The organism is Microbacterium paraoxydans, assembly GCF_900105335.1.
In the GTDB taxonomy this organism is placed as follows: domain Bacteria; phylum Actinomycetota; class Actinomycetes; order Actinomycetales; family Microbacteriaceae; genus Microbacterium; species Microbacterium paraoxydans.
In genome coordinates this window covers 907,825-932,672 of the sequence record NZ_LT629770.1, presented here as the reverse complement: position 1 = coordinate 932,672, position 24,848 = coordinate 907,825, and the positions used below count along the sequence as shown (strand labels likewise).

Here is a 24,848-nt window from a genome sequence, read left to right as displayed (position 1 = left end):
CCTCGCAGGTCTGCTCCTCAGCCTAGGGAGCGCGACGACGGGGGACGTACCGGTTGACACCGGGGCGGGCGGGTCGATACGGAGGCGTCAGGAGGAGCCTTGGATGCAGACGGCCTGCCCCTCGACGAACGTATCGATCGCGGTCCGGCGGAGTTCCTGTTCGCGGTCGGGGTCCGCGTCGTCGCCGTTCTGGACGCCGACGCGGTAGTCGTGGAGCGCGCGCAGATCGTCGCTCACTGCGGTCGCAGCCTCCTGCACCTCGCCGTCGACGTCGAGATCGGCGTACTCGTCCGCGAGCTCCTTCAGGCGCTCGGTCTGCTCCGGGCTCGGCGTGCCGCCGACCGTGTCCTGGGCGAAGAAGGCCTCGAGCTCCGTGTCGACGGCGGCCACACTCTGGCACTGCAGGAGATCGGCGCCACTGGTGCAGCCGGACAGGAGGAGAACCCCGAGGAGGCCGCACGAGACAGTGAACCGCTTCATGCCTGCACGCTACCCGGTGCCAGAGCGTTCCCGTTCGGAGGCCGCGCACGGGGTGTGGATAACTCCGCGGGCCGGGAGCGGATCGTTGCGAGGATGCAGGGATGGAGCAGCCCGCGTCGATCATCGCCGACCTTGTGCGGCGTCGGCTGCGGTCCGAGGGGGTGGATCCGGCGACCGACCCGGAGCGGGCGCGGGAGGTCGCCCGGGCGGAGGTGCGGCGTCACGATGATCGGGCGCTCGCGCGGGGCGGCGTGCTGGTCGAGGACGAGGCGGCGTGCGTGCGGGACGTGCTGGCGGCGGTGAGCGGCTTCGGTGCTCTGCAGCCGCTGCTCGACGACCCCGGCATCGAGGAGGTGTGGGTCAACGGCGACGGGGCCGTGCACACGGCGCGGGGTGGGGTGGCGGAGCGGACGGCGCTGTGGTTGGACGAGGCGACGGTGCGGGACCTGGTTGAGAGGATGCTGCAGGCGACGGGACGGCGCGTGGACATCGGGCAGCCCTTCGTCGATGCCTCGCTGCCGGACGGCTCGCGGCTGCATGTCGCGATCGCCGATGTCGTGCGCGGGTCGTGGGCGGTCAACATCCGCAAGTTCCTTCCCGGGTACCGCTCGCTCGATGCGCTCGTGATGCAGGGCGCGCTGACCCCCGAGGCCGCGCGGGCTCTCGGTGAGGCGATGCGGACGGGCGCGTCCGTGATCGTGTCGGGGGCGACCCACGCGGGGAAGACGACGATGCTCGGGGCGCTGCTCGCCGCCTGCGCGGCGGACCAGCGGATCATCACGGTGGAGGAGACTTTCGAGCTCGCGGTGGACGGCCCGGATGTGGTCGCGCTGCAGGGGCGTCAGCCGAGCCTCGAGGGCACCGGCGAGATCACGCTGAGGCGATTGGTGAAGGAGGCCTTGCGAATGCGACCGGACCGGCTCGTGGTGGGGGAGGTGCGCGACGCGGAGGCCCTTGACCTCGTGCTCGCGCTGAACACGGGCGTGCCCGGGGCCTGCACGGTGCACGCCAACTCCGCCGCGGAGGCGCTCGACAAGCTGTGCCTGCTGCCCCTCCTCGCCGGCCGGAACATCGACCGCGACTTCGTCGCTCCGGCGCTCGCGTCGTCCGTCGATCTCGTCGTGCACTGCGCGCGCGATGCGGCCGGGCGTCGATACGTCGAGGAGATCGTCGCCTTGACGGGTGAGGTGATCCAGGGGCGGGTGCTCAGCACGCCGGTCTTCGGAGCCGCGCGCCCCCGCGGCCGATCGGCACCGGTCGGGACGGGGGTTCTCGCATGACGATCCTCCTCGGCGCGACGCTCGCGGCCGGCGTGCTCCTGATCCTGGCACCGTGGCTGTGGCCGGCCGGGGAGCGCTCCGCGACTGCTCCGCATCGCGGTCGTCTGGCTCGTCTCGCGGGCGAGGCGGGGTTCCCGGCGGTGCAGACCCGCTCTCTCGTGATCGGCATCGCCGGTGCCGCGCTCGGCGCCGCCTCCCTCGCCTGGCTCGTCACGGGAAGCGCCGCGCTCGCGATTCTCGCCGGGCTGGCCGGGGGCGCGGCGCCGATCGCCTACCTGCGTGGCCGACGTCTGCGGCTGCGGCGTCTGCGGCGCCAGCTCTGGCCCGACGTCTGCGACCTGCTGATCGCCGCGATCCGCGTCGGCCTGTCGCTTCCCGATGCGGTGGCCACCCTCGCGGAATCGGCTCCACCGCCGCTCCGGCCCGCGTTCGAGGTGTTCGCCCGAGACCTGCGGAGCAGCGGACGGTTCGACTCCAGTCTGGACCGGCTAAAGGCCGTCCTCGCCGATCCACTCGGCGACCGGATCATCGAGACCCTGCGGATGGCGCGGCAGGTCGGTGGCACCGAGCTCATCGGCGTGCTGCGGGCGCTCTCCTCGTCCGTGCGTGCCGACGCGGCGCTGCGTGGCGAGGTCGAGGCGCGGCAGTCGTGGATCCGCGGAGCGGCCGTCCTCGGAGCCGTGGCGCCGTGGGTGATCCTCACCCTCCTGATCCTGCGCCCGGAGGGGGCCAAGGCCTATGGCACGCCGGAAGGGATCGTCGTGATCGTCGTGGGCGCGGTCGTGTCCGTCGTGGCATTCCGCCTCATGATCCGGATCGGTCGGCTGCCCGAGCCGCGTCGGTGGTTCGGGTGAGCGGGCTCTCCGCGCTCGCCGTGGCCGTGCTGCTCGGCGGGGGATTCGCCACGGGTGTCCTCTCGCTTCTGGCGGGCCTCCCACGGTGGCGGGCGGCGTCGCTCGCGTCGCGGATCGCGCCGTACGTGCGGGACGTCGTGGACGACGAGGTGTTGCCGCGCGACGCCTTCACCCGGCCCGGCACCCTGCCTGCCGGAGGGTTCCGCCTCGGTGCGCGCGGTGCGAAGACGCTCGACCGTCTGCTCGGCGGGACGGAAGCTCTCCGACGGCGGCTCGCTCAGGCGGGGTCGGCATTCGATCCCGTCGCCTTCCGCGGTCGTCAGCTCGCGGTGATCGTGGGCGGAATCGCTGCCGGAGCGCTCGCCGTCATCGTTCTCGTCGTGATCGGTCGGTGGTCGCTTCCGGTCGGGTCGATCCCGCTCCTCGCGGGAGCGGCGGCCGGTGTGGGGTACGACATGCGGCTGTCGGCGCGGGTGCGTGCGCGAAAGGTGCGTCTGACCGAGGAGCTGCCGACGACGCTGGAGTTCCTGGCGCTCTGTCTCTCGGCGGGCGAGGGGTTCCTCGATGCCGTGAAGCGCGTGGCCGGTGTGGGGTCAGGGGAGCTCACGGTCGAGCTGCGCCGCGCGGTACTGGAGGTCGGGACGGGGTCGCCGCTGGCGGACGCACTGACGGCGATGGCAGCGCGGCTGGAGCTGCCGGGGCTCACGCGGGCCGTGGACCAGATCGTCGCCGCGCTCGAACATGGAGCGCCGCTCGCCGCCGTCCTGCGCGCGCAGGCCGACGACACGAGGGAGGAGGCCAAGCGCACGCTCATCGAGCAGGCCGGACGGAAGGAGATCTTCATGCTCCTGCCGCTGGTGTTCCTCATCCTGCCGCTGTCCGTCGTGTTCGCGATCTACCCTGGTCTGTTCATCCTGCGCCTCGGCATCGGGTGAGTGGTCGGCCGAGGGCGCCCCGGGGGCTTACCTTTTGACTATGGGAAGTCTTGAGTACAACAGCTCTCGTCCGCCGATCGACGTCGAGGACACCCTGCTGGCGCATCTGAAGATCGTGATCTCCACCAAGCTCCGTCGCCAGGAGAGCTTCATGATGACGTGGCCCTCGGGGAAGAAGAGCCCGGGCCGGCTCTCGGCGTGGATGCACCCGGCCATCCCGCTGGTCCTCGAGTTCGATGCCGAGCCGACGCCGGCGATCGACCCGGCTCGGGTCAGCCACATGATGGAGCGGCTGAACGCCCGAGGTGAGCTCGTCATCGACGAGTTCACCTCCTGACGCTGCGGCGGCTTCCCGCGGCGCTCAGACGTCCCAGTCCGGCAGCCCCCCGAGGTCTGCAGCAAGGCTCCCGTCGTTCGACGCCTTGACCTGGAAGAGGAACACCCGCGACGTCGGGTGGACGAGGACGCTCGCGAGGCCGTCCGACGTGGCGAACGAGACGAATGTGGGCTCGGCGCGCGCGGCGGCTTCGATCCGCTCCCGGAGGGCGACGACATCCGTGCCGCGAGGCAGGGGATAGGTGAGCCCGTCGATCTCGACCCGCGCCCGCATCTCATCGTCAGGTCCGGGGCGCATGCGTGACAGGCTATCCCTCGTCGTGGTGTCCGGACCCGGGGTTGTGCGATTCGCGCGACGGGGGTACAGAACCCCGCCGCTTCGCTCTCCGGGCACCGACGACGATGACGATGACGGAGACGAGGATCACCACGCCGCCGACGATCGCGATCAGCACCGGAATCGACGGCAGCAGAGGGTTGGGTTCCATGAGGCAGGAGCCTATTGCGCCCGGGTCGGCTCCGGGGAGACCCGCGGACCTCCTTGACGGTGCTCCCGCGCGGAACGTCGCCAGCACACGAACGCGACGGCGGCCGCCGCCAGCATGGTGAAGGCGGCGGGAAGCCCACCCTCGGTCCCGAAATCGCCACCGGTGAGCAACGGTGCCGAGGAATCGGAAGGGGCGAAGAACAGGAGCGACGTGGAGTGCGGGTCCAACCCGCTCACCGGGATGCCGTAGACGTTGCCCATGCCGAAGTTCCAGCCGGCATGAATACCGCAGATGAGCCACAGCGACCGCTGCCAGAGTGTGACGAAGGTGGCGAAGATCGCGTACAGGAAGATGGTGGCGAAGGCCACCGGATGGCCGCCGACGCCATGCACCACCGTGAACAGCAGCGAGGGGACGAGGACTGCGAGCCACGTCGGGAATCGTTGCCCCACGCTCTGGAGGAGGAACCCGCGTGTCACGACTTCCTCGTTGCCGCCCTGGACGATCACGGTGACGGCGAGAGCCAGGATCAGAGGTAGGGCGGGAAACCCGGAGGTGCCGCCCGCGGGGCCGGCGACCGCCTCGTACTGGCCCGTCAGCAGAAGGAACAGTATGGGTACGGAGATCAAGACGAGCCCGACGACGACGCCGAGCAGGAGAGCGAGCACGCCGCGCCCGGGTTGCCGGAAGCCGAGAGTGCGCACGTGTCGCCGCTCATAGAGGCCGACCCAGGCGAAGACGAGGCCGATGACGACGAGGTTGGCGAACGCCTCCTGGAACTGCGACGCGACGGAGCCCGCAGGAACGGGGGCCGCGATCGTGAGAGCCGCGAGCAGGCCGATCTGGACGATCCAGAGCGCGAGGAAGAGGATGATCGCCAGCCACCAGCTCGTGACCCTGGCACCTGACCGCGCGTCCGCGATGAAGGGGGACTCGTGAAGGGAGGCTCGTGCGGGGGAACTCGTGGAGGTCATGGGGTCCTGTCACGTCGCAAGGGGGCTTAGTTCGTCGAACGTAGCAACGGTGTCGACGCGGCGTCCATCGTTCTCACCCGGATGAACCGTCGGGAGGATCCGGCGATGCCCGGAACACCGAGCTCCTGTGGATAACGTCCGCGCCGTGGCAGGTCTCCCATGCACACTGGCGGCATGATCTCTCGTGCGCGCTCGATGCTCTGTGCCTTCTACGACGACGAACGGGGAGACGTGCCCGGTTGGGTGCTCGTCACCCTGATGACCGCGGGGCTCGTCGTACTCATCTGGGCGGTCGCCGGGCCCGCACTCACCTCCCTGTTCGAGCAGGCCATCCAGCGGGTCTCGGGGCTCTGACATGCGCGCGCCTGCGGGGGTGACCGACGACCGTGGGTCGAACCCGGTGGAGTTCGTGCTCGTCGGCACCCTGCTCACCGCACTCACCCTCGCGGTGCTGCAGCTCGCGTTCGCGATCTACGTGCGCAATGTCGTCCACGACGCCGCTGTGGAGGGGGCGTACTACGCGGCTCTCGCCGACACGACAGCCGCGGAGGGGGAAGAGCGGGCGCGTGAGGTTATCCGTCGCGCGGTGGGCCCCTCCTACGCAGACGACATCACGGTGACCTCGGCGCGGCGAGCGGGACAGGAGACCGTCGAGGTCCGGATCCGGACGACGCTCCCGGTGTTCGGCCTGGTCGGCGTCCCGGCGGCCTTGCAGGTGGAGGCCCACGCACCGGCGGAGTCATTCGATGCGCGATGACGCGGGGTCGAGCTCGCTGGAGTTCATCGCCGTCGGCGTGATCATGCTCGTGCCGCTGCTGTACCTCGTGATCGCCGTGGGCTCGGTGCAGGAGCAGACGCTGGGCGTCGAGGCCGCGGCGCGGCAGGCCGCACGTGCCGTCGCCTCGGCACCCGACATCGCGGCGGCGGCCGACCGAGGGGAGGAGGTGCTGGACGGGGTCGTCGCGGAGTACGGCATCGATCCCGGTGCGGTCGACGTCGCGGTGTCGTGCCGCCCCCGGGCATCGGCCTGTCCGGCGGCGGGAGCGACGGTGGTCGTCACGGTCTCGACGCGCGTGTCGCTGCCGCTCGTGCCGGGCGTGCTCGGACTCGACCAGGCGACGTCCGTCCCTGTGGAAGCCGTGTCGGTGCAGAAGGTGTCGCGGCGATGGGGCGGGGGATGAGGGGGCGCGTGCCGGCCCTGAAGCAGCACGGAGAGGGCGACGACGACGGGAGCGTACTGCTGCTCGTGCTCGGCTACCTCCTCCTCGCGCTCGCGGTGCTGTTCGTGTGCGTCTGCGCCACCGACCTCTACATCGCCCAGAAGCGGCTGGACGGGCTCGCGGACGCGGCGGCGCTCGCCGGAGCGGACGGCTTCACGCTGCAGGTGGAGGGTGACAGCCCCCGAGCGACGCTCACCGACGCGGGGGTGGCCGAGCAGGCGGCGCCGCTCGTCCTCGGAGCGGGGTTCAAGGCGACCGTCGTCGACGCGGGCACCCCGGACGGCGTGAGCGCGCGCGTCACCGTTGCAGCGACCTGGCACCCGCCGCTGCTCTCGCCGTTCGTGCCGGACGGAGTGCCGTTGCAGGCGACGGCCACGAGCCGGACGGCGCTGCGCTGAGCGACCGGGCGCTCAGCCGTCGGCCGGGTCCGGCGTGGGCGGGGGCGTCCGGGGGACGAACCGCGGGATCCAGCGCAGGAACCCCGCGGCGCCGACGAGTCCGATCAGGCCCATGGCTCCCGCCGCGAACGAGAGGGAGGCGACCGCGGTGATGCCCGAGACGAGGAGCGGAGCGACCGCGCCGCCGGCATCGGTCAGCGTGCGCCACGACCCGAGGAACGCGGCGGGGTCGCGCTTCGGGGCGACGTCCGCGCCGAGAGTGAGGAGGATGCCGCTCGACAGACCATTGCCGACGCCGAGGACCGCGGCGAACATGCCGAACCAGAGCACCGCGGAGTCGAGGTCGTGCGTGACCGACAGGGCGAGGAACCCGGCGCCCATCAGCACCATCGCGGGCATCGCCGCCCAGAGCCGGCCGAAGCGGTCCATCACCTGGCCGCTGGCGTAGAACAGGGCGAAGTCGATGGCGCCGGAGACCCCGACGACGAGCGCGATGGTCGATGCGTCGAGGCCCAGGGAGAGCCCCCACAGCGGGAGGACGACCTGCCGTGCCGACCGCACCGCGGACAGCGAGGCCGCAGCGAGTCCGAGCCGACCGAGCACTCCGCGCTGCCGCCACATGGTCTGGAAGATCCCGGCCCGCTCGACGATGGGGATCGACCCGGTCACCGCCTCTCCGCTGTCCTCCACGAATCGATCGGTCGTCCGCAGCGGGGCGACGGTCTTCTCCGGATCCGGTCCGAAGAGCACGAGCACGACCATGACCACGAGGCAGGCGAGGAAGAACCAGATCGCCGCGGCCTCGGTACCGAAGAGCTGCAGCAGACCGGCGGAGACGAACGGGCCGATGAAGATGCCCAGACGGAAGCTGCCGCCGAGCAGGGAGAGCGAGCGGGCGCGGAACGCCAGCGGCACCCGCGTGGTCATGAACGCGTGCCGGGCGAGCCCGAACGCCGCGGCGCACAGGCCGAGAAGGAACACCGATGCCGCGAGGACCCCGAGCGACGGCGCGAACACCATGCCGACGGCAGCGAGGATGGCGATGACGCCGGCGATCACCATCGTGAACCGCTCGCCGATGCGGCCCACGGCCCACCCGGCCGGGAGGTTGCCGCACAGCTGACCGACCACGAGCGCCGAGGCGACGAGGGCCGCGAAGGCGACGTCGGCCCCCATGGACGCGGCGATGACCGGGATGAGCGGGATGACCGCGCCCTCGCCGAGGGAGAAGAGGACGGTCGGCAAGTACACCATCGGCCCGAACTGGCGGAGGACCGTGGATGCACTGCTCACGCCCTTCACGCTACTCCCGTCGGCGCACGGCCCTGGACATGCCCGTCCCCGCGCGCGCGGGCGGCACGTTAGGCTGAGGTGTCATGCTCGAACTAGATCTCTCCGCCGAAATCCAGGCGCTCAGGCACACCTTCGGCGACATCAGCGAGGTCGTCGATGTCAACCGTCTCCGCGAGGATATCGCGCGTCTCAGCGAGGAGGCCGGCGCGCCCGACCTCTGGGACGACACCGAGAACGCCCAGAAGGTCACCAGTGCCCTGAGCCACCGCCAGTCGGAGCTCGCCCGCATCACCGGCATCGCCCAGCGCCTCGACGACCTCGAGGTCCTCGTCGACCTCGCGAACGAGATGGGAGACGAGGAGTCGGCGATCGAGGCGCGCAAGGAGCTGCAGACGCTCACCGACCTCATCAACCAGCTCGAGGTGCAGACGCTGCTCGATGGCGAGTACGACGAGCGCAGCGCCATCGTCACCATCCGCTCCGGCGCCGGCGGCGACGACGCCACCGACTTCGCCGAGATGCTCATGCGCATGTACCTGCGCTGGGCGGAGCGTCACAAGTACCCCGTGAAGGTCATGGACACCTCGTACGCGGAGGGCGCGGGCATCAAGTCGGCGACCTTCGAGATCGACGCGCCCTACGCCTTCGGCACGATCTCCGTCGAGGCCGGCACGCACCGCCTCGCCCGCATCAGCCCGTTCGGCTCCGCGGACAAGCGCCAGACGTCGTTCGCCGCCGTCGAGGTCATCCCGCTCATGGAGGAGGCGACCGAGGTCGACATCCCCGAGAGCGACATCCGGGTCGACGTGTTCCGCTCCTCCGGCCCCGGTGGGCAGTCCGTCAACACGACCGACTCCGCCGTGCGCATCACGCACCTCCCGACCGGCATCGTCGTGTCGATGCAGAACGAGAAGTCGCAGATCCAGAACCGCGCTGCGGCCATGCGGGTGCTGCAGAACCGCCTCCTCCTGCTGCAGAAGGAGCAGGAGGCCGCCAAGAAGAAGGAACTCGCCGGCAACATCACCGCGAGCTGGGGCGATCAGATGCGCTCCTACTTCCTCTACGGTCAGCAGCTCGTGAAAGACCTCCGTACGGGCCAGGAGTCCGGCAACCCCGCCGCCGTGTTCGACGGCGATCTCGACGACTTCATCTCGGCGGGCATCCGCTGGCGCAAGCGCAAAGACGAGGACTGACCCCTACGACGAAGGCCCCGGGAGATCCCGGGGCCTTCGTCGTGCGGTGCGGACGGGTCAGCGAGCCGACGGCTCGACGGTCACGCGCGCGACCTCCTGCAACATCTCGTCCGTGATGACGATCACGTAGGACGAGCTCTCGGCGACGTCGAACGAGACCGTGCCCTCCGCCGTGGAACCGGCGTCCTGCTCGCTGGACTCCAGCGTCGCCTCGCCGAAGATGTCGTAGTCACCCTCGGTGCCGTCCGCGGTCTCGACGGAGAAGTAGAGCGGGTTGACGTAGGTCGTCCCGTCGAGCGTCTCCCAGGCGACGTCGATCAACAGATATCCGCCGTTCGCGGGCTCGAAGTCCGTGCCGTTGGTCGGGCCGAACGTGGCGGAACGGATGGTGACCTCGGCCGTGCCCTCGAGCTGCGGCACGGTGACCGGCTCTCCCAGCGTGCCCTCGGCGACCTCACCCGTACCCGCGTCGCCTGTGTCGTCGGTCTCCGGCGCCGGGCTCTGAGTCGTGCCCTCGTCGTAGTCGGGAAGCGTGACCGGACGCACGGTGTTCGCGACGGCCAGCACGAAGAAGATGCTCACGACTATGGCGACGATACCGCCGAGCACCGACACCCCGAGCCCGGTGATCCCCGGCCACTTGGTGCCCTTCAGGAACAGGGAGATGAGCGAGACGATGAATCCGGCCGCCAGGAGGAACCAGGCGAACGGCAGCGTCACGGGGATGAACGCGAGGAGGAGGCCCAGCGCGGCGAGCCCGAGGCCGACGAGTCCGAGCACCGAGACCTTCTTCGGGGCCGCGGGAGCCGGCGCCTGACCGCGGTACGTCCCCTGACCGGGGTACGCGCCCCGACCGGGGTACGCGCCCTGCCCCGGATACGTTCCCTGAGCGCCCGGCGCCTGGCCCGGGTATCCGCCCGCGCCCTGTGCACCCGGGTACGCGCCCGGTGTCGGGTATCCGCCCTGGCCCTGGTATGCGTTCTGATCGGGAGTGGCCGGCGGGACCATCGGCGCCGCACCGGGGAGGCCGTGCGCGCCGCTGGTCGGTGCGGTCCAGTCCTGTGCCGGCTCTGGCGCGACGATGAACTCGGTCGCGGGCTCGTCCGGAGCGATCTCGCGCTCAGCGGCGACGGGCTCGGGAGCGACGGTCTCCGCCGTCGCCGTCGGCTCCTGTCCCAGGGGAGCGCCGTCGTCGGTCGCCGCGGGGGTGCTCTCCGCGCCCCCGTCGTCGGTCGCCGTCGCGGTGGTGTCGTCGGTCGTCGCCGTCGTCTCCGGCGCGAAGTGCTCCGTCCACTGCTGGCCGTCCCACCAGCGCAGGCGCCCGGAACCGTCGTCGTACCAGCCGGCAGGTGTCGTCATGGGGGTCCCCTCCGTGTGTGCGCTCGCGCGCGGTGGACGCGAATCGACACTCCATGTATAGCAGCGGGCGACGACCTCGGTGGGCCTGCGAGCACAGCCGAGAAGCGGAGCGGCGTCCTGCGCGGCGGGGTGTCGTGCCGGGGCCGGGCCCGTGGCGCGCTTAGGCTCGAATCGCCATGATTCGGTTCGAGAACGTCACGAAACGCTACCGCGGGACGTCGAAGCCCGCCCTGTCCGGTGTCGACTTCGAGGTGCAGCGCGGGGAGTTCGTCTTCCTGGTCGGTGCCTCCGGCTCCGGCAAATCCTCCTGTCTGCGCCTCATCCTGCGCGAGGATGTGCCCACGACCGGTCGCGTCGCCGTCCTCGGCCGCGATCTGCGGGCTCTGGCGAACCGGAAGGTGCCGTACTTCCGCCGCCACATCGGCTCGGTGTTCCAGGACTTCCGGCTGCTGCCGTCCAAGACGGTCTACCAGAACGTCGCCTTCACGCTGCAGGTCACCGGATCGTCCCGCGGCTTCATCCAGCAGGCCGTTCCCGAGGCGCTCGCGCTCGTCGGGCTCGACGGCAAGGAGAAGCGCATGCCGCACGAGCTCTCCGGCGGGGAGCAGCAGCGCGTCGCGATCGCCAGGGCGCTCGTCAACCGTCCGCAGGTGCTGCTCGCCGACGAGCCCACCGGAAACCTCGACCCCGCGACCTCCGTCGACATCATGCAGTTGCTCGCCCGGATCAACGCGGGCGGCACGACGGTGCTCATGGCCACGCACGAGGCCGGCTTCGTCGACCAGATGCGCCGCCGCGTGATCGAGCTCCGCGACGGCGAGATGGTCCGCGACGAGGTGCACGGCGGATACGGCGACACCTCGAACATCCCGCGTCTGGTGCCGGAGGAGGTCCGCGGTGCCGCGGCCGCCGCCGCTCTCACCGCCGTCCAGGAGGTGCAGCGCCAGACCGCCGATCTCTCCGTGGTCCGTGCCGCACTGGCCGAGGAGCTGGACGCCCAGCGCCGGGCCGCGGCCGCGTCTCCCGCGGTCACCAAGCCCGCCGCCGACCCGGCCCCGCAGGTGGTCGAGCCGCCGGAGCCCGCACGGGAGCCGGGCGTGGTCGAACCGCCGGATGTCGTGCCGCCGCAGCCCGCCGCCGAGCGCCCTGCGCCCGCGGGTCCGCGCACGCACCCGATCGTGATCCCGGAGGTGGACGTCGCCGAGCTCGGCGTCGCGGACCGCCTCGGGCTGTCCGACCAGGACGATGAGGAAGTGGGCCCGACCTCATGAGAATCGGCCTGATCCTGACCGAGGCCCTCGTCGGCCTGCGGCGCAACATCTCGATGGTGATCTCCGTCGTGCTCGTCACCTTCGTGTCGCTGACGTTCGTCGGCGCCGCGATCCTCATGCAGTCCCAGATCGGTGTCATGCGCGGCTATTGGGCCGAGCGCGCCCAGGTGGCGGTCTACATGTGCTCCGCGGTGTCGGAGTCGGACACCTGCGTGGACGGCGCGGCGAGCGAGGAGCAGGTCGCCGCCGTGCGCGCCCAGCTCGAGGGCGACGCGCTGTCGCCGCTCATCAGCTCCATGACCTTCGACACAAAGGAGGAGACGTACGCCAAGCTCGTCGAGCAGGTGGGGGAGGAGCAGGCCAGCGTGCTCTCGCCCGACCAGGCGTTCGAGGTCTTCTTCGTCACGATGAAGGATCCGGGCCAGTCGCAGGTGCTCGCCGAGGCGTTCAGCGGGCAGGCCGGAGTGGAACAGGTGCAGGACCAGCTCCAATACCTCGAACCGCTCTTCTCCGCGCTGACGGTGGCGACGTACATCGCCGTCGGCATCGCGGTCCTCATGCTCATCGCCGCGACGCTGCTGATCGCCACGACCATCCGCCTGTCCGCCTATGCGCGACGCAAGGAGATCGGCATCATGCGCCTCGTCGGCGCCTCGAACCGCTTCATCCAGACGCCGTTCGTCCTGGAGGGCGTGTTCGCCGCGCTCCTGGGCTCGGCCCTCGCGAGCGCGGCGGTCGTCGCCGGCATGCACTTCGGTGTGAACGGCTACCTGCGCGGGCGCGTACCGTTCATCACGACGTGGGTGACCATGCAGGACGCGATCCTCGTGGTCCCGGTCCTCGTCGGGATCGGTGTCGTGCTCGCGGCGCTGTCGGCCGGCTTCGCGATCCGACGGTGGTTGCGCACCTGATACCCTGAAAGGCTGCTCGGCCGATCCGCTGCCGAGCCGTCCACGGCACTACAGCACAGGAGATCATCATGCCCAGGGAACGCGGGGAGAAGGTCATCGCGACCAATCGTCGCGCGCGTCACGACTACAACATCGAGAAGTCGTACGAGGCGGGCATGGTGCTCACGGGCACTGAGGTGAAGTCGCTCCGTCAGGGACGCGCGAACCTCAGCGACGGGTACGCGTTCGTGAAGGGCAACGAGGTCTTCCTCGACGCCGTGCACATCCCGGAGTACTCGCAGGGGCACTGGACGAACCACTCGGCCAAGCGCATCCGCAAGCTCCTCCTGCACCGGGAGGAGATCGCGAAGCTCGCCCACGCCGTCTCCGCAGGCGGATACACGCTGATCCCGCTCAAGCTGTACTTCTCGGACGGCCGCGCCAAGGTCGAGATCGCACTCGCGAAGGGCAAGCGCGAGTACGACAAGCGCCAGACCCTCCGCGAACGCCAGGACACCCGCGAGGCCGAGCGCGCGATGCGGCTGCGCAACCGGGTGGGGGAGTAGCCCGCCGAGGTCAGAGGCTCGGCGTGAAGCCGAACACCCGGCCGAGGAACGCGAGCTCGCGTTCCAGCGCGTCGACGATCGTCTCCGCACTGCGGAATCCATGCCCCTCGCCCGGGTACAGCACGTACTCGTGGTCGATGCCGTTCGCCGCCAGGGCGTCGCGGATGGCCTCGGACTGGGACGGCGGCACGACGCGGTCCTCCCCGCCCTGCAGCAGCAGCACCGGCACGTCGATGCGGTCGGCGTGCGTCAGCGGTGAGCGCTCGATGTACACGTGCTCGGCAGCGGGGAGCGGACCGACGAGGCCGTCGAGGTACGAGGCTTCGAAGTCATGGGTCTCGGCGGCGAGCATCCGCAGATCCGCGACGCCGTAGCGGCTGATGCCGGCGGCGAACGTCCCGCCGCGCACGAGCGCCGAGAGCACCGTCCAGCCGCCGGCCGAGCCGCCGCGGATGGCGATGCGCGCGGGGTCGGCGAGCCCGGCGTCGGCGAGCCCGCGGGCGGCAGCGATCACGTCGTCCACGTCGACGACGCCCCACTGCCCCTGCAGGCGGTCGCGGTACGCCCGGCCGTAACCGGTGGACCCGCCGTAGTTCACGTCGAGCACCCCGATTCCCCGGCTCGTGGAGAACGCGACCGAGGCAGAGGCCGCTCCCGTGACGTGGGCGGTCGGCCCGCCGTGCACGAGCACGATGTAGGGCGGGAGCTCGCCGTCGGTGCCGCGGGGCTCTCCGGGCGCGGCGGGCGGATAGGCGAAAGCGTGCACGGGGCCGTGCGCACCTTCCACGACGAGCTGCTGGGCCGCCGGCATCCACTCCTCATCGACCGGAGCGCCGCCGGTGACGGTCTCGACGGCCCCGCTGTCCACGTCGACGCACCAGATGCCGGAGGTCACGCGCGAGCCGTCGCCGCTGAGCAGGACGCGCGAGCCGGAGACGTCATCCACGCTGAGATGCCCGTCGCCCGGGACCGTGATCGCGCGCGTCTCGCCGTCTGGGGACACGAGCTGCACCTCGTCGCGGCCGTCGGTGCGCACGGCCACGACGCGGCCGTCCGCCAGCGGCTGGAACCAGCGGTTGCCGAGCACCCACAGGCCGTAGCCGGTGTCCGCGTCGGACGAGGTCAGCGGTTGGGAGGCGCCGGGCTGCAGGCCGTCGAGCGCGAGATGCTGGAGCTGCCAGCGCCCCGAGGCGTCGTCGGCGAACACGAGGGCGTCGTCGCCGGTCCATTCCGGCTGCAGGGCGGCGGAGGTGGGGACCCGGGTGATCGTCCCGCCGGCCGCCGATCCGATCGCGAGCGTGGCGCTCTCCCAGGGCATGCTGTCCGCCTGCCACTCGACCCAGGCGACGCGGCTGCCGTCGGGCGAGAGCGCGGGGTGGGCGAAGAAGCCGGGACCCTCGACGACCACCCGGATCGCGGAGGCGTCCTCGGCGGCTGAGCCGTCCACGGGGATCTCCACGATCGCGCGGCGGTGCGGGTCGGTCGAGAGGTCTTCCCTGACCGCCAACAGCCGGCCGCTCTGCACGCGCAGTCCGCCGTACGAAGGGCCGGCGGCGGTGAGGGGACTCGGCTCGGCGTCTCGATCCATCCGGTGCACGCGCTGGTCGGCGCCGGAGACGAAGTACAGGGTGTCGCCATCGACGGTCCAGGCGCCGCCCCCGTACTCGTGCACGCGGGAGCGGGCGTTCCAAGGGGCCGGGAGGATCTCCGTGCCCGTCGAGCTGCGTATCGTCACCCTTCCGCCTTCGGCGGGCACGGACTCGGCCCACCACACCTCGTCGCCGACGAAGCGGGCCCCGTCGATGCGCGGCGCCGCTCCTGCGACGGCTGCGGCGGTGAAGGGGGAGGACCAGGAACCGAACGGTGAGGACATGCCTCGAGCCTATGGGCGGTGACACACGACGTCACACTCGTGCGGCGGGCCGAGGCCGTGTTCTAGGTTTCTGGAAACGCCCGGTCCATCCCGGGCGTGGAGCGACAGCCGAGCCCGGCACCCGCCCGCGAACGACGTGCTCTTCGTCGTGCGCGGACCCCGGCCCCTGTCCCCTGGAGAGAAGATGTCTTCCACGTTCGACACCGCTCGAGCCTCCCGCGTGCCGTTCTCGTTCGAGCTCTACCCGCCGCGCTCGGAGTCGAGCCAGGAGGCCCTGCACGAGACGGTCCGTCGCCTCGCCGCGGCCGGCCCGGAGTTCCTGTCGGTGACCTACGGCGCCGGCGGCTCGACCGGTGGCCGCTCGCTCGATGTGCTGCGCTTCATCCGCGAGCACACCGACGTCGAACCCCTCGCTCATTTCACGTGCGTCGGCAACACCTACGCCGGAGCCACCGCGCTCATCCGGGAGTTCCTCGACGCCGGGATCCTCCGCTTCCTCGCCCTGCGCGGAGACCCGCCCGCGGGACAGAGCGAGCCCTTCCTGGGCGACCTGGAGAGCGCCGCCCAGCTCGTGCAGCTCATCGATCGCGTCCAGGCCGAACGCGCGCCGTATCAGGAGTCTCCGGTCCCCGGTCTCCCCGGAGCCGCGCTCGTGGCCCCCCGGCAGAAGGTCGACATCGCGGTCGCCGCCTTCCCGAAGGGGCACCCCCGGGCCACGCACCGCACGCAGGATGTCGAGGCGCTGCTCGCCAAGCAGGCCGCGGGCGCGACCTTCGCCATCACGCAGCTCTTCTTCCACCCCGATGACTACCTCGCCTTCGTGGAGCGCGCCCGCGCCGGAGGCGTCACCATCCCGATCCTCCCCGGCATCATGCCGATCACGTCGCCGACCCGGCTGGCCCGGGTGCTGGAGCTGACCGGGGAGCACCTGCCCAGCGAGCTCTCGATCGCCCTCGATGTCGAGCCGACCGCCGAAGGGCGCCGGGAGATCGGGATCTCCTGGGCCGCGCGCCTCGCCGCCGACGTCGTCGCGGGCGGGGCCCCCGGCGTGCATCTGTACGCGTTCAACCAGCACGAGACCGTCCTGACCGTCCTCGCCGAAGCCGGCATCGTCCCGGCGCTCCGGCATTAGTCCCCGCCGAAAGGAAACACCATGACCGCATTCCCCGAGGGCACCATCCTCGGCTACCCCCGCATCGGCCGTCGCCGCGAGCTCAAGAAGGCCGTCGAGGCGTTCTGGGCCGGGCGCATCGACGAGCAGGAGCTGGAGCGGACGGCCGCGGAGTTGCGCGCGACGACCCGCGAGCGCCTGGCGGGGCTCGGCCTCGGCCGCGCGGACTCGTCCATCCCCGAGTCCTTCTCCTTCTACGACCAGGTCCTCGACGCCGCCGTCACGGTCGGCGCGATCCCCGCCCGCTTCGACGATCTCCGCGAGGCCGACGGGTCGATCGGCCTCTCCGCCCTGTTCACCGTCGCCCGCGGTGAGGGCGAGCGGGCGCCGCTGGAGATGACGAAGTGGTTCGACTCGAACTACCACTACCTCGTTCCGGAGATCGGTCCGGAGACGGTGTTCTCCCTCGCCAGCGACCGCCTGGTGCGCGAGGTCGCCGAGGCGGTCGCCGCCGGCTTCGTCACCCGACCCGTGGTCGTCGGGCCGGTCACGCTGCTGGCGCTCGCGAAGGCGTCGGACGACGCACCGGAGGGCTTCGAGCCGCTCTCGCGGCTGGATGACGTCCTGCCGGTCTATGTCGACCTGCTCGCCCGTCTGCGCGCCGCGGGCGCCGAGTGGGTGCAGCTCGACGAGCCCGCCCTCGTGAGCGAGTCCCTGCCGGCCACCACCGCGCAGCTCGCCTCCGCCGCGGAGCGCGCGCTCGCGGTGCTCGGGAACGCCGAAGAGCGTCCCTCGATCCTCGTCGCGGCCCCGTACGCGAGCCTCGGCGCGACGTTCGCGACCGTGGCCGCCGCCCCCGTCGAGGCCATCGCCGTGGATCTCGTGCGCGGCACCGTGCCCGACGCGGTGCCGGGCCTCGAGGGCAAGACCCTCGTCGGCGGCGTGATCGACGGTCACAACATCTGGCGTGGCGACCTCTCCGCAGCGTTCGACTCTCTGGAGGCGCTCCGCGCGCTCGGGGTCCCGGTGTCGGCCTCGACTTCGACCTCGCTGCTGCACGTGCCGCACGACGTGGAGGACGAGACGGCGCTGGACGCGCGCCTGGTGTCCTGGCTCGCCTTCGCGGATCAGAAGGTGCAGCAGGTCGTGACCCTCGCCCGCGGCCTGTCCGAAGGGCGCACGGCGATCGCGGCCAAGCTGGACGCGGCGACCGCTGCGCTGCAGGACCGCCTGACCGCTCCCGGTGTGCGCGACGGTGCGGTGCGTTCTCGCGCGCTGAGCGACGCCGACTTCGCCCGGGCCCCGTACCAGGAGCGGGAGGAGGCGCAGAACGCCCTCGGCCTGCCGGCGCTGCCCCTGACGACGATCGGCTCCTTCCCGCAGACCGGCGACATCCGCCGCGCCCGCGCGCAGTTCCTCCGCGGCGAGATCCCCGAGGACGACTACGAGGAGTTCCTGCGCCGTGAGGTCGCCGCGGTCGTCTCCCTGCAGGAGGACCTCGGTCTCGACGTCCTCGTGCACGGCGAGCCGGAGCGCAACGACATGGTGCAGTACTTCGCGGAGAACCTCGACGGCTTCGCGGTCACGCAGCACGGCTGGGTGCAGTCGTACGGTTCGCGAGCGACGCGCCCGTCGATCCTCTGGGGAGACGTCTCGCGTCCCGCGCCCATCACGGTCGGCTGGTCGGCGTACGCCCAGTCGCTCACGGCGAAGCACATGAAGGGGATGCTCACGGGCCCCGTCACGATCCTCGCGTGGTCCTTCGTCCGCGACGACCAGCCGCTGGGGGAGACGGCGAACCAGGTGGCGCTGGCGCTGCGCGATGAGATCGCCGATCTGGAGGCCGCGGGCATCCAGGTGATCCAGGTCGACGAGCCGGCGCTCCGGGAGCTGCTCCCGTTGAAGCAGGCCGACCAGCCGGCGTACCTCGACTGGTCTGTCGCCTCGTTCCGTCTGGCCACGGGTGGGGCTGCGGCGGCGACCCAGGTGCACACCCACCTCTGTTACTCGGAGTTCGGCGTGGTGATCGACGCGATCCGTGCGCTCGACGCGGACGTCACGTCCATCGAGGCGGCCCGGAGCCGCATGGAGGTCGTCGCGGACATCGCCGAGGTGGGCTTCGACCACGGCATCGGCCCCGGCGTGTACGACATCCACTCGCCGCGCGTGCCCACCGTGGAGGAGGTCGAGTCCCTGCTGCGGCGTGCGGTGGAGGAGATCCCCCTCCGTCAGCTCTGGGTGAACCCGGACTGCGGTCTGAAGACCCGCGGCTACGCCGAGACCACGGCGTCGCTGCGGAACATCGTCGAGGCCACGCGGCGCGTGCGCGAAGACGTGGTGGTCACCGCCTGACGCGGTCGTCCCCGGACACACGAAGGCCCTCCCGGTGCGACCGGGAGGGCCTTCGTTCTCGTCTCACCGACGATGCGGTGCCTCAGACGGCGCGCATGACCGCGACGACCTTGCCGAGCACGACCGCCTCGTCGCCCAGGATCGGCTCGAACGCGGAGTTGCGGGGCAGCAGCCACGTGTGGCCGTCGCGACGCCGGAGCACCTTGACGGTCGCCTCGCCGTCGAGCATCGCGGCCACGATCTCGCCGTTCTCCGCCGTGTTCTGCGAGCGCACGACGACCCAGTCGCCGTCGCAGATGGCGGCGTCGATCATCGACTCCCCGGACACCTTGAGCATGAAGAGGTCGCCCTTGCCGACGAGCTGCCGGGGGAGCGGGAAGATCTCCTCGACCTGCTGGTCCGCCGTGATCGGCACGCCCGCGGCGATCCGCCCGACCAGCGGCACGAGTGCAGCATCGCCGACAGGAGTCACCACGTCCGCCGGGTTCTCCGCGCCGGTACCGGGGAGGTCGATGAGGACCTCCATCGCGCGAGTCTTGCCCGGGTCGCGCCGCAGGTAACCGCTGAGCTCGAGCTGGCCGAGCTGGTGGGTGACGCTGGACAGCGACTTGAGCCCGACGGCGTCGCCGATCTCACGCATGCTCGGCGGATAGCCGTTCTGTGCGATCGAGGCCTGGATGACCTCGAGGATCGCCATCTGCTTCGGGCTGAGGTTCTTGCGACGACGGGTGCGCGGCGCCTCGGACTCGAGGGCTGAGGTGTCGCTCATGGTGCTCCTTCACTGCGTGATCCGACGTGCCGCTTCGCATGTCGGTGGCCCGTGGTGGGGTGTCCTTATCGAAACCGTATCCGAGAAACGCGCCGATCTGGAAGATCTGTTCGAGCGTGTCGGGCGATTCGCGGGGCATGGTTTCGAAGACAGCTTGACAGATGTTCGAACTCGAAGATATCTTCGGAACGTAGCTTCGCATCCACGGCTCCCGGCCGAGGCGCGGATGCGAAAGCTACGCCAACCTCCCCGGGCTCCGGCGCCGGGACAGTAAGGAGCAGACATGAGCAGCATGAGCCTCAGCACCGCGACCGCCCTTCCGGCATCGGCCCGTCCGGCCACCCGGCTGCGGATCACGGCCCGCGGCCGCCGCACCCTGCTCGCGCTCGCCTCCGTCCCGCTCGCTGCGGGTATCGCCTTCGCCGCCATCGGTGGGGGCAGCGCGATCGCCTCCGGCGTAGACGCACCGGCCGTCTCCGTCGAGACCGTCACGGTCATGCCCGGTGACACGCTCTGGTCGATCGCGAGCAGCATCGCTCCCGCCGCCGACCCGCGGGATGTCATCGGCGAGATCAGCCGGATGAACCTCCTGCGCGGCGGTGAGCTCCAGGTCGGCCAGGAGCTCGCGCTCCCGGCACGGTACACCGACTGACGCGGAGTCCGAGGTCCTGCCTCCGGTCCCTGACGATCCGATCGTCACGATGACCTCGGCCATCCGTGCTCCTCTTAAGATGGGAAGGGTGACCTTCTCCCTCAACGATCTCCCGCTCCGCGACGATCTGCGCGGACTCACCCCGTACGGCGCACCTCAGGCCCCGCTGCCGGTCGCCCTCAACGTCAACGAGAACACGCATCCTGTTCCCGACGAGGTCGCCAGCGACATCCTCGACGACATCGCGGTGGCGATCCGAGACGTGAACCGGTACCCGGACCGTGAGTTCACCACATTGCGCGAGGCGTTCGCCGACTATCTGGGGCACGGCCTCACGTCGGAGCAGATCTGGGCGGGCAACGGATCCAACGAGGTGCTGCAGCACATCTTCCAGGCCTTCGGCGGTCCGGGGCGCACGGCCTTCGGCTTCGGCCCCACGTACTCGATGTACCCGCTCATCGCGAAGGGGACCGGTGCGTCCTGGATCGCCGGCACCCGTCAGCCCGACTACACGGTCACCCCGGAGGAGGCGGCGGAGCAGGTGCGCGCGGCCGACCCCGACATCGTGATCCTCTGCTCGCCGAACAACCCGACCGGCACCCCACTGGGGCTCGACGTGGTGGAGGCCGTCTACGAGGCGGCCCGCGGCGTCGTGATCGTCGACGAGGCTTACCAGGAGTTCGCGCCACGGGATGCGGCGTCGGCCCTCACCCTCCTGGAAGGACGGCCGCGGCTCGCCGTCTCCCGCACCATGAGCAAGGCCTTTGCCTTCGCCGGTGCCCGCGTCGGCTACCTCGCGGCCGATCCGGCGTTCATCGACGCGCTCCGGCTCGTGCGACTGCCGTACCACCTGAGCGCTCTGACGCAGGCCGCCGCGGTCGCCGCCCTCCGCAACGCCGACGTCATGCTCGGCATGGTGCAGGAGATCGTGGAGCAGCGTGACCGCATCACGGCGACGCTCGAGGCCTTCGGATACACCCCGCACCTCTCGTGGTCCAACTTCGTGCTGTTCGGCGGCGTCGCGGATCCGCGGGCGACGTGGCAGCAGCTGTACGACCGCGGGGTGCTCGTCCGCGACGTCGGCATCCCCGGCCACCTGCGCGTCAGCGCCGGCACCGAGGCGGAGACGACGGCGTTCCTGGACGCCCTGGCCTCGATAGGATCGGCATCATGACCATCCCCGCGCCCACCGCACGCACCGCGAGCCGCGTGCGCAGCACGTCGGAGTCCACCGTCGAGGTCGAGCTGAACCTCGACGGCACCGGTGCGAGCCGCATCGACACCTCGGTGCCGTTCTTCGACCACATGCTCACGGCGTTCGCCAAGCACTCGCTGACGGATCTCACCGTGCGGGCCTCCGGGGACACCCACATCGACGCCCACCACACCGTGGAGGACGTCTCGATCGTGCTCGGCCAGGCGATCCTGGCAGCCCTCGGAGACAAGTCCGGCATCTCCCGGTACGGCGACGCCCTCGTCCCGCTGGACGAGGCCCTGGCGCAGGCCGTCGTCGACATCTCCGGTCGCCCCTACCTCGTGCACGAGGGGGAGCCGGCCGGCTTCGAGCACCACCTGATCGGCGGGCACTTCACGGGATCACTCGTGCGGCACGTCTTCGAGGCCATCACCTTCAACGCCGCGCTGACCGTGCACGTCCGGGTGCTGGGCGGGCGCGACCCGCACCACATCGCCGAGGCCGAGTTCAAGGCATTCGCGCGGGCGTTCCGTCAGGCGAAGGCGCTGGATCCCCTCGTCGACGGCATCCCATCCACCAAGGGAGCCTTGTGAGCGCCGCGCCCCGGGTCGCCGTCTTCGACTACGAGTCCGGCAACGTCCACTCCGCGGTCAAGGCCCTCGTCGCCGCGGGAGCCGACGCCGTCCTCACGCGCGACCGCGCCGAGGCGCTCGAGGCGGACGGGTTCGTCGTGCCCGGTGTCGGGGCCTTCCAGGCGGTGCGGGACGCTCTGCACGCCCACGGCGGCGACGAGATCATCGGCCGTCGTCTCGCGGGCGGCCGACCGGTCCTCGGCATCTGCGTCGGCATGCAGGTGCTCTTTGAGCACGGCGTCGAGCGGGGGCACGACACCGCGGGCCTCGGCGAGTGGCCGGGCGCCGTGACGGAACTCAACGCGCCCGTGCTGCCGCACATGGGCTGGAACACCGTCGAGCCGGGGAAGGACACCGTCCTGTTTCGCGGGATCGAGCAGGAGCGCTTCTACTTCGTGCACTCCTATGCGGCGCAGTCCTGGGAGCTCGACGTGATCCCGCCGTTCCCGCAGCCCGTGCTGACCTGGGCGGAGTACGGCGGCCCCTTCCTCGCGGCCGTCGAGAACGGCCCGCTCTCGGCGACGCAGTTCCACCCGGAGAAGTCCGGGGACGCCGGCATCCGGCTGCTCCGGAACTGGGTGCAGAGCCTCTGACCCCGAGCCGCGTTGGCGCCCGGCGTCACGCGGTTTGTCCCGCGCCCCGCGGCGGACTACCCTCGTCTCTCGTGCCCGCTCGGGCCGCAGACCCACCCGAACCAAGGACCCCATGAACGACTTCGCGCAGTCCCCCTCGCTCACGCTCCTTCCCGCGGTCGACGTCGCCGGCGGCAAGGCGGTCCGTCTCACCCAGGGGGAGGCCGGGACCGAGACGAGCTACGGCGACCCGCTCGACGCGGCAGGGGAGTGGGTCTCGCAGGGAGCCTCCTGGATCCACCTCGTCGATCTGGACGCGGCGTTCGGTCGCGGGAGCAACGCGCCGATCCTGCGCAAGGTCATCAAGCAGTTCAAGAACGTCAATGTCGAGCTCTCCGGCGGCATCCGGGACGACGCGAGCCTGGAAGCCGCGCTGGAGAGCGGTGCCGCGCGCATCAACCTCGGCACCGCCGCGCTGGAGAACCCGGAGTGGGCGGCCGACGTGATCAGCCGGTTCGGGGAGGCGATCGCCGTCGGCCTCGACGTCCGTGGCACGACGCTCGCCGCGCGGGGCTGGACGAAGGAGGGCGGCGACCTCTGGGAGGTGCTCGAGCGCCTCGAGGACGCCGGCTGCAGCCGCTACGTCGTCACCGACGTGACCAAGGACGGCACGCTGCGCGGTCCGAACCTGGAGCTCCTGCGCGAGGTGACCTCGCGCACGCCGAAGCCGGTCGTCGCGTCCGGCGGCATCTCGAACCTCGACGACATCGCCGCGCTGCGCGACCTCGTGCCCCTGGGCGTCGAGGGGGCCATCGTCGGCAAGGCTCTGTACGCGGGCGCCTTCACGCTCGCGGAGGCCCTGGATGTCGCCGGAGACTGACCCCCACGCCTGCGGCCCCGAGTCGCACAACCGGGCCGATTCCGCCGGCGTCCCCTGGGAGGGCCGCAGCTTCGAGTCGAACCCGCATGCGGCGGACGACGGCTCGGCGGACCCGGCTCTCCTCGCGGCGCTGCACCGCTTCCGTGCGGGCGAGGGGAGCCAGGCCGAGGTCGTCGACGCGTTCCGCTCCGCCCGGGTCCTCGTGCCCCTGATCGCGGAGAAGGGCGAGGAGGGGGTGGCGCCCAGCGGTCTCGCGGTGGACAAGACGCAGGAGCTCTCGATCGTCACCGTGGCCGCCCCGGACGGGCGCCGCGTCCAGCCGGTGTTCTCGTCGGTCGAGACGATGCAGCGCTGGGATCCGTCGGCACGCCCCATCCCGGTCGAGGCCGTCCGCGCGGCCCTGGCCGCGTCGTCGGAGGACACCGATCTCATCGTGCTGGACCCCACGTCCGACACCGAGTTCGTGATCCGCCGCCCCGCCGTCTGGGCCGTGGCGCAGGGACACGCGTGGGAGCCGAGCTTCCTCTCTCCCGAGGTCGTCACCGCCCTTCGGGAGAGCATCGCCCACGAGCTCGCCGTGATCGACGTCGCGGTCGCGCCGGGAGACCCGGACGCCCGGCTCCGCGGACCCGAGCTCATCGTCGTGCTGGAGCTCGTCGACGGCTTGGAGCGCGAGGTCCTGGATGCCGTGCTCGGACGACTCGCTCAGCGCTGGGCCGCGGACGACCGCATCGCCGTCCTCGCTGACTCGCTGACGGTCAAGCTCCGCCGCAGCATCTGAGGCGGAGCTTCGGCCGGATCAGGTGACGGGACCGGTCCACTTCTCGCCCGGGCCCTTGCCGATCGGGTCGGGGATGGTCGAGGCCTCGCGGAAGGCGAGCTGCAGCGACCGGAGGCCGTCGCGCAACGAGCGGGCGTGCATGTCGCTGATCTCAGGGGCGCCGGCGGTGATGAGCCCTGCCAGGGCGTTGATGAGCTTCCGTGCCTCATCGAGGTCGAGCTGGGCCGCGGCTTCGGGGTCGTCCGCCAGGCCGAGCTTCACGGCCGCGGCGCTCATGAGGTGCACGGCGGCGGTCGTGATCACCTCGACGGCGGGGACGTCGGCGATGTCACGGACGGCCGAGGAGGCTGCCTCCTCCTGCCGAGCCCATCGCTCCTCGCGCTCGCGGGCCGCCTCGTCCGATGCCTGGTTCGTCACTTCGCCTTGCTTTCTGTTAGACTTTGGCGGGCTCCGGAGCGTCATGCTCCGGAACGAAAGAGGATTCACTTCCCACC

Annotated in this window: 29 protein-coding genes; 20 read left to right on the top strand and 9 right to left on the bottom strand. The window is 71.1% G+C overall.

Going from position 1 to position 24,848, the window contains the following annotated elements:
• Positions 1-87: 87 nt before the first annotated feature.
• Positions 88-480, bottom strand: a complete 393-nt coding sequence (locus BLU02_RS04690; protein ID WP_060923084.1) for a hypothetical protein — start codon at positions 478-480, stop codon at positions 88-90.
• Positions 481-581: 101 nt separating this feature from the next.
• Between BLU02_RS04690 and BLU02_RS04685 the strand changes: the two genes are divergently transcribed.
• Genes BLU02_RS04685 through BLU02_RS04670 form a run of 4 tightly spaced genes read left to right on the top strand, consistent with a single transcriptional unit; the run spans position 582 to position 3,886 of the window.
• Positions 582-1,760, top strand: coding sequence for a TadA family conjugal transfer-associated ATPase (locus tag BLU02_RS04685; RefSeq protein WP_060923085.1), 1,179 nt, complete (start codon positions 582-584; stop codon positions 1,758-1,760).
• Positions 1,757-2,614 (top strand): type II secretion system F family protein, encoded by an 858-nt coding sequence (locus BLU02_RS04680; protein WP_060923086.1) that lies wholly within the window; start codon positions 1,757-1,759, stop codon positions 2,612-2,614. The genes BLU02_RS04685 and BLU02_RS04680 overlap by 4 nt, the downstream gene beginning before the upstream one ends.
• Entirely contained in the window at positions 2,611-3,549 is a 939-nt protein-coding gene (locus tag BLU02_RS04675; protein ID WP_060923087.1) for a type II secretion system F family protein, read from the top strand. Before BLU02_RS04680 ends, BLU02_RS04675 begins: the two co-directional genes overlap by 4 nt.
• Positions 3,550-3,589: 40 nt before the next feature.
• Positions 3,590-3,886, top strand: a complete 297-nt coding sequence (locus BLU02_RS04670) for a DUF7882 family protein (protein ID WP_060923088.1) — start codon at positions 3,590-3,592, stop codon at positions 3,884-3,886.
• Positions 3,887-3,910: 24 nt separating this feature from the next.
• Here BLU02_RS04670 and BLU02_RS04665 read toward each other — a convergent pair whose 3' ends face one another.
• Genes BLU02_RS04665 through BLU02_RS04655 form a run of 3 tightly spaced genes read right to left on the bottom strand, consistent with a single transcriptional unit; the run spans position 3,911 to position 5,347 of the window.
• Positions 3,911-4,183, bottom strand: a complete 273-nt coding sequence (locus BLU02_RS04665) for a hypothetical protein (protein WP_144882538.1) — start codon at positions 4,181-4,183, stop codon at positions 3,911-3,913.
• 10 nt (positions 4,184-4,193) lie between these two features.
• A complete protein-coding gene (locus tag BLU02_RS04660; RefSeq protein ID WP_060923090.1) occupies positions 4,194-4,373 on the bottom strand; it encodes a hypothetical protein in 180 nt (59 codons plus the stop codon).
• 11 nt (positions 4,374-4,384) lie between these two features.
• Positions 4,385-5,347: a CPBP family intramembrane glutamic endopeptidase gene (locus BLU02_RS04655; protein ID WP_060923091.1), complete on the bottom strand. Its 963-nt coding sequence runs from the start codon at positions 5,345-5,347 to the stop codon at positions 4,385-4,387.
• 174 nt (positions 5,348-5,521) lie between these two features.
• Between BLU02_RS04655 and BLU02_RS04650 the strand changes: the two genes are divergently transcribed.
• From BLU02_RS04650 to BLU02_RS04635, 4 genes are read left to right on the top strand one after another with little or no spacing between them, the layout of a single operon-like run.
• The gene (locus tag BLU02_RS04650) at positions 5,522-5,701 is read left to right on the top strand and encodes a hypothetical protein (protein ID WP_060923094.1); all 180 of its coding nucleotides are present in this window, start codon (positions 5,522-5,524) and stop codon (positions 5,699-5,701) included.
• A gap of 1 nt (position 5,702) precedes the next feature.
• Positions 5,703-6,104, top strand: a complete 402-nt coding sequence (locus BLU02_RS04645; protein WP_060923092.1) for a TadE/TadG family type IV pilus assembly protein — start codon at positions 5,703-5,705, stop codon at positions 6,102-6,104.
• The gene (locus BLU02_RS04640) at positions 6,094-6,528 is read left to right on the top strand and encodes a hypothetical protein (RefSeq protein WP_060923093.1); all 435 of its coding nucleotides are present in this window, start codon (positions 6,094-6,096) and stop codon (positions 6,526-6,528) included. The genes BLU02_RS04645 and BLU02_RS04640 overlap by 11 nt, the downstream gene beginning before the upstream one ends.
• A gap of 8 nt (positions 6,529-6,536) precedes the next feature.
• On the top strand, positions 6,537-6,965 hold the full coding sequence (locus tag BLU02_RS04635; RefSeq protein WP_231919640.1) for a pilus assembly protein TadG-related protein: 429 nt from the start codon (positions 6,537-6,539) through the stop codon (positions 6,963-6,965).
• A gap of 12 nt (positions 6,966-6,977) precedes the next feature.
• Here the strand turns inward: BLU02_RS04635 and BLU02_RS04630 are convergent, their stop codons facing one another.
• On the bottom strand, positions 6,978-8,219 hold the full coding sequence (locus BLU02_RS04630) for an MFS transporter (RefSeq protein WP_060923530.1): 1,242 nt from the start codon (positions 8,217-8,219) through the stop codon (positions 6,978-6,980).
• A gap of 122 nt (positions 8,220-8,341) precedes the next feature.
• Between BLU02_RS04630 and prfB the strand changes: the two genes are divergently transcribed.
• A complete protein-coding gene (prfB, locus tag BLU02_RS04625) occupies positions 8,342-9,451 on the top strand; it encodes a peptide chain release factor 2 (RefSeq protein ID WP_025105296.1) in 1,110 nt (369 codons plus the stop codon).
• A 57-nt stretch (positions 9,452-9,508) separates the two neighbouring features.
• Here prfB and BLU02_RS17740 read toward each other — a convergent pair whose 3' ends face one another.
• Complete coding sequence (locus BLU02_RS17740) at positions 9,509-10,810, bottom strand: DUF2510 domain-containing protein (RefSeq protein WP_060923529.1); 1,302 nt, start codon at positions 10,808-10,810, stop codon at positions 9,509-9,511.
• A gap of 176 nt (positions 10,811-10,986) precedes the next feature.
• Here BLU02_RS17740 and ftsE point away from each other — a divergent pair, with 176 nt between their 5' ends.
• The 3 genes from ftsE to smpB all read left to right on the top strand — a co-directional run bounded on the left by ftsE (position 10,987) and on the right by smpB (position 13,537).
• Entirely contained in the window at positions 10,987-12,081 is a 1,095-nt protein-coding gene (ftsE, locus tag BLU02_RS04615; RefSeq protein WP_083370887.1) for a cell division ATP-binding protein FtsE, read from the top strand.
• Positions 12,078-12,992, top strand: a complete 915-nt coding sequence (gene ftsX, locus BLU02_RS04610; protein WP_060923645.1) for a permease-like cell division protein FtsX — start codon at positions 12,078-12,080, stop codon at positions 12,990-12,992. The genes ftsE and ftsX overlap by 4 nt, the downstream gene beginning before the upstream one ends.
• A 68-nt stretch (positions 12,993-13,060) precedes the next feature.
• On the top strand, positions 13,061-13,537 hold the full coding sequence (gene smpB / locus BLU02_RS04605) for an SsrA-binding protein SmpB (RefSeq protein ID WP_050722832.1): 477 nt from the start codon (positions 13,061-13,063) through the stop codon (positions 13,535-13,537).
• A gap of 10 nt (positions 13,538-13,547) precedes the next feature.
• Here smpB and BLU02_RS04600 read toward each other — a convergent pair whose 3' ends face one another.
• A complete protein-coding gene (locus BLU02_RS04600; RefSeq protein WP_083370886.1) occupies positions 13,548-15,410 on the bottom strand; it encodes a S9 family peptidase in 1,863 nt (620 codons plus the stop codon).
• 184 nt (positions 15,411-15,594) lie between these two features.
• On the opposite strand from BLU02_RS04600, the gene BLU02_RS04595 reads away from it, so the two are divergent.
• On the top strand, positions 15,595-16,542 hold the full coding sequence (locus BLU02_RS04595; protein WP_060922519.1) for a methylenetetrahydrofolate reductase: 948 nt from the start codon (positions 15,595-15,597) through the stop codon (positions 16,540-16,542).
• 21 nt (positions 16,543-16,563) lie between these two features.
• The gene (gene metE / locus BLU02_RS04590) at positions 16,564-18,873 is read left to right on the top strand and encodes a 5-methyltetrahydropteroyltriglutamate--homocysteine S-methyltransferase (RefSeq protein ID WP_060922520.1); all 2,310 of its coding nucleotides are present in this window, start codon (positions 16,564-16,566) and stop codon (positions 18,871-18,873) included.
• A gap of 82 nt (positions 18,874-18,955) precedes the next feature.
• On the opposite strand, the gene lexA is transcribed toward metE, so the two are convergent.
• A complete protein-coding gene (lexA, locus tag BLU02_RS04585) occupies positions 18,956-19,642 on the bottom strand; it encodes a transcriptional repressor LexA (RefSeq protein ID WP_060922521.1) in 687 nt (228 codons plus the stop codon).
• Positions 19,643-19,925: 283 nt separating this feature from the next.
• Here lexA and BLU02_RS04580 point away from each other — a divergent pair, with 283 nt between their 5' ends.
• The 6 genes from BLU02_RS04580 to BLU02_RS04555 all read left to right on the top strand — a co-directional run bounded on the left by BLU02_RS04580 (position 19,926) and on the right by BLU02_RS04555 (position 24,354).
• The gene (locus tag BLU02_RS04580) at positions 19,926-20,294 is read left to right on the top strand and encodes a LysM peptidoglycan-binding domain-containing protein (protein WP_082750078.1); all 369 of its coding nucleotides are present in this window, start codon (positions 19,926-19,928) and stop codon (positions 20,292-20,294) included.
• A 79-nt stretch (positions 20,295-20,373) separates the two neighbouring features.
• Complete coding sequence (locus BLU02_RS04575) at positions 20,374-21,468, top strand: histidinol-phosphate transaminase (RefSeq protein ID WP_174521437.1); 1,095 nt, start codon at positions 20,374-20,376, stop codon at positions 21,466-21,468.
• Complete coding sequence (hisB, locus tag BLU02_RS04570) at positions 21,465-22,082, top strand: imidazoleglycerol-phosphate dehydratase HisB (RefSeq protein WP_060922523.1); 618 nt, start codon at positions 21,465-21,467, stop codon at positions 22,080-22,082. Before BLU02_RS04575 ends, hisB begins: the two co-directional genes overlap by 4 nt.
• The gene (gene hisH, locus BLU02_RS04565; RefSeq protein WP_060922524.1) at positions 22,079-22,714 is read left to right on the top strand and encodes an imidazole glycerol phosphate synthase subunit HisH; all 636 of its coding nucleotides are present in this window, start codon (positions 22,079-22,081) and stop codon (positions 22,712-22,714) included. Before hisB ends, hisH begins: the two co-directional genes overlap by 4 nt.
• A 112-nt stretch (positions 22,715-22,826) precedes the next feature.
• Entirely contained in the window at positions 22,827-23,573 is a 747-nt protein-coding gene (gene priA / locus BLU02_RS04560) for a bifunctional 1-(5-phosphoribosyl)-5-((5-phosphoribosylamino)methylideneamino)imidazole-4-carboxamide isomerase/phosphoribosylanthranilate isomerase PriA (protein ID WP_025105284.1), read from the top strand.
• The gene (locus tag BLU02_RS04555) at positions 23,557-24,354 is read left to right on the top strand and encodes an SseB family protein (protein ID WP_060922525.1); all 798 of its coding nucleotides are present in this window, start codon (positions 23,557-23,559) and stop codon (positions 24,352-24,354) included. The genes priA and BLU02_RS04555 overlap by 17 nt, the downstream gene beginning before the upstream one ends.
• An 18-nt stretch (positions 24,355-24,372) precedes the next feature.
• Here BLU02_RS04555 and BLU02_RS04550 read toward each other — a convergent pair whose 3' ends face one another.
• Complete coding sequence (locus BLU02_RS04550) at positions 24,373-24,771, bottom strand: DUF1844 domain-containing protein (protein WP_060922526.1); 399 nt, start codon at positions 24,769-24,771, stop codon at positions 24,373-24,375.
• Between the last annotated feature and the right edge of the window lie 77 nt (positions 24,772-24,848).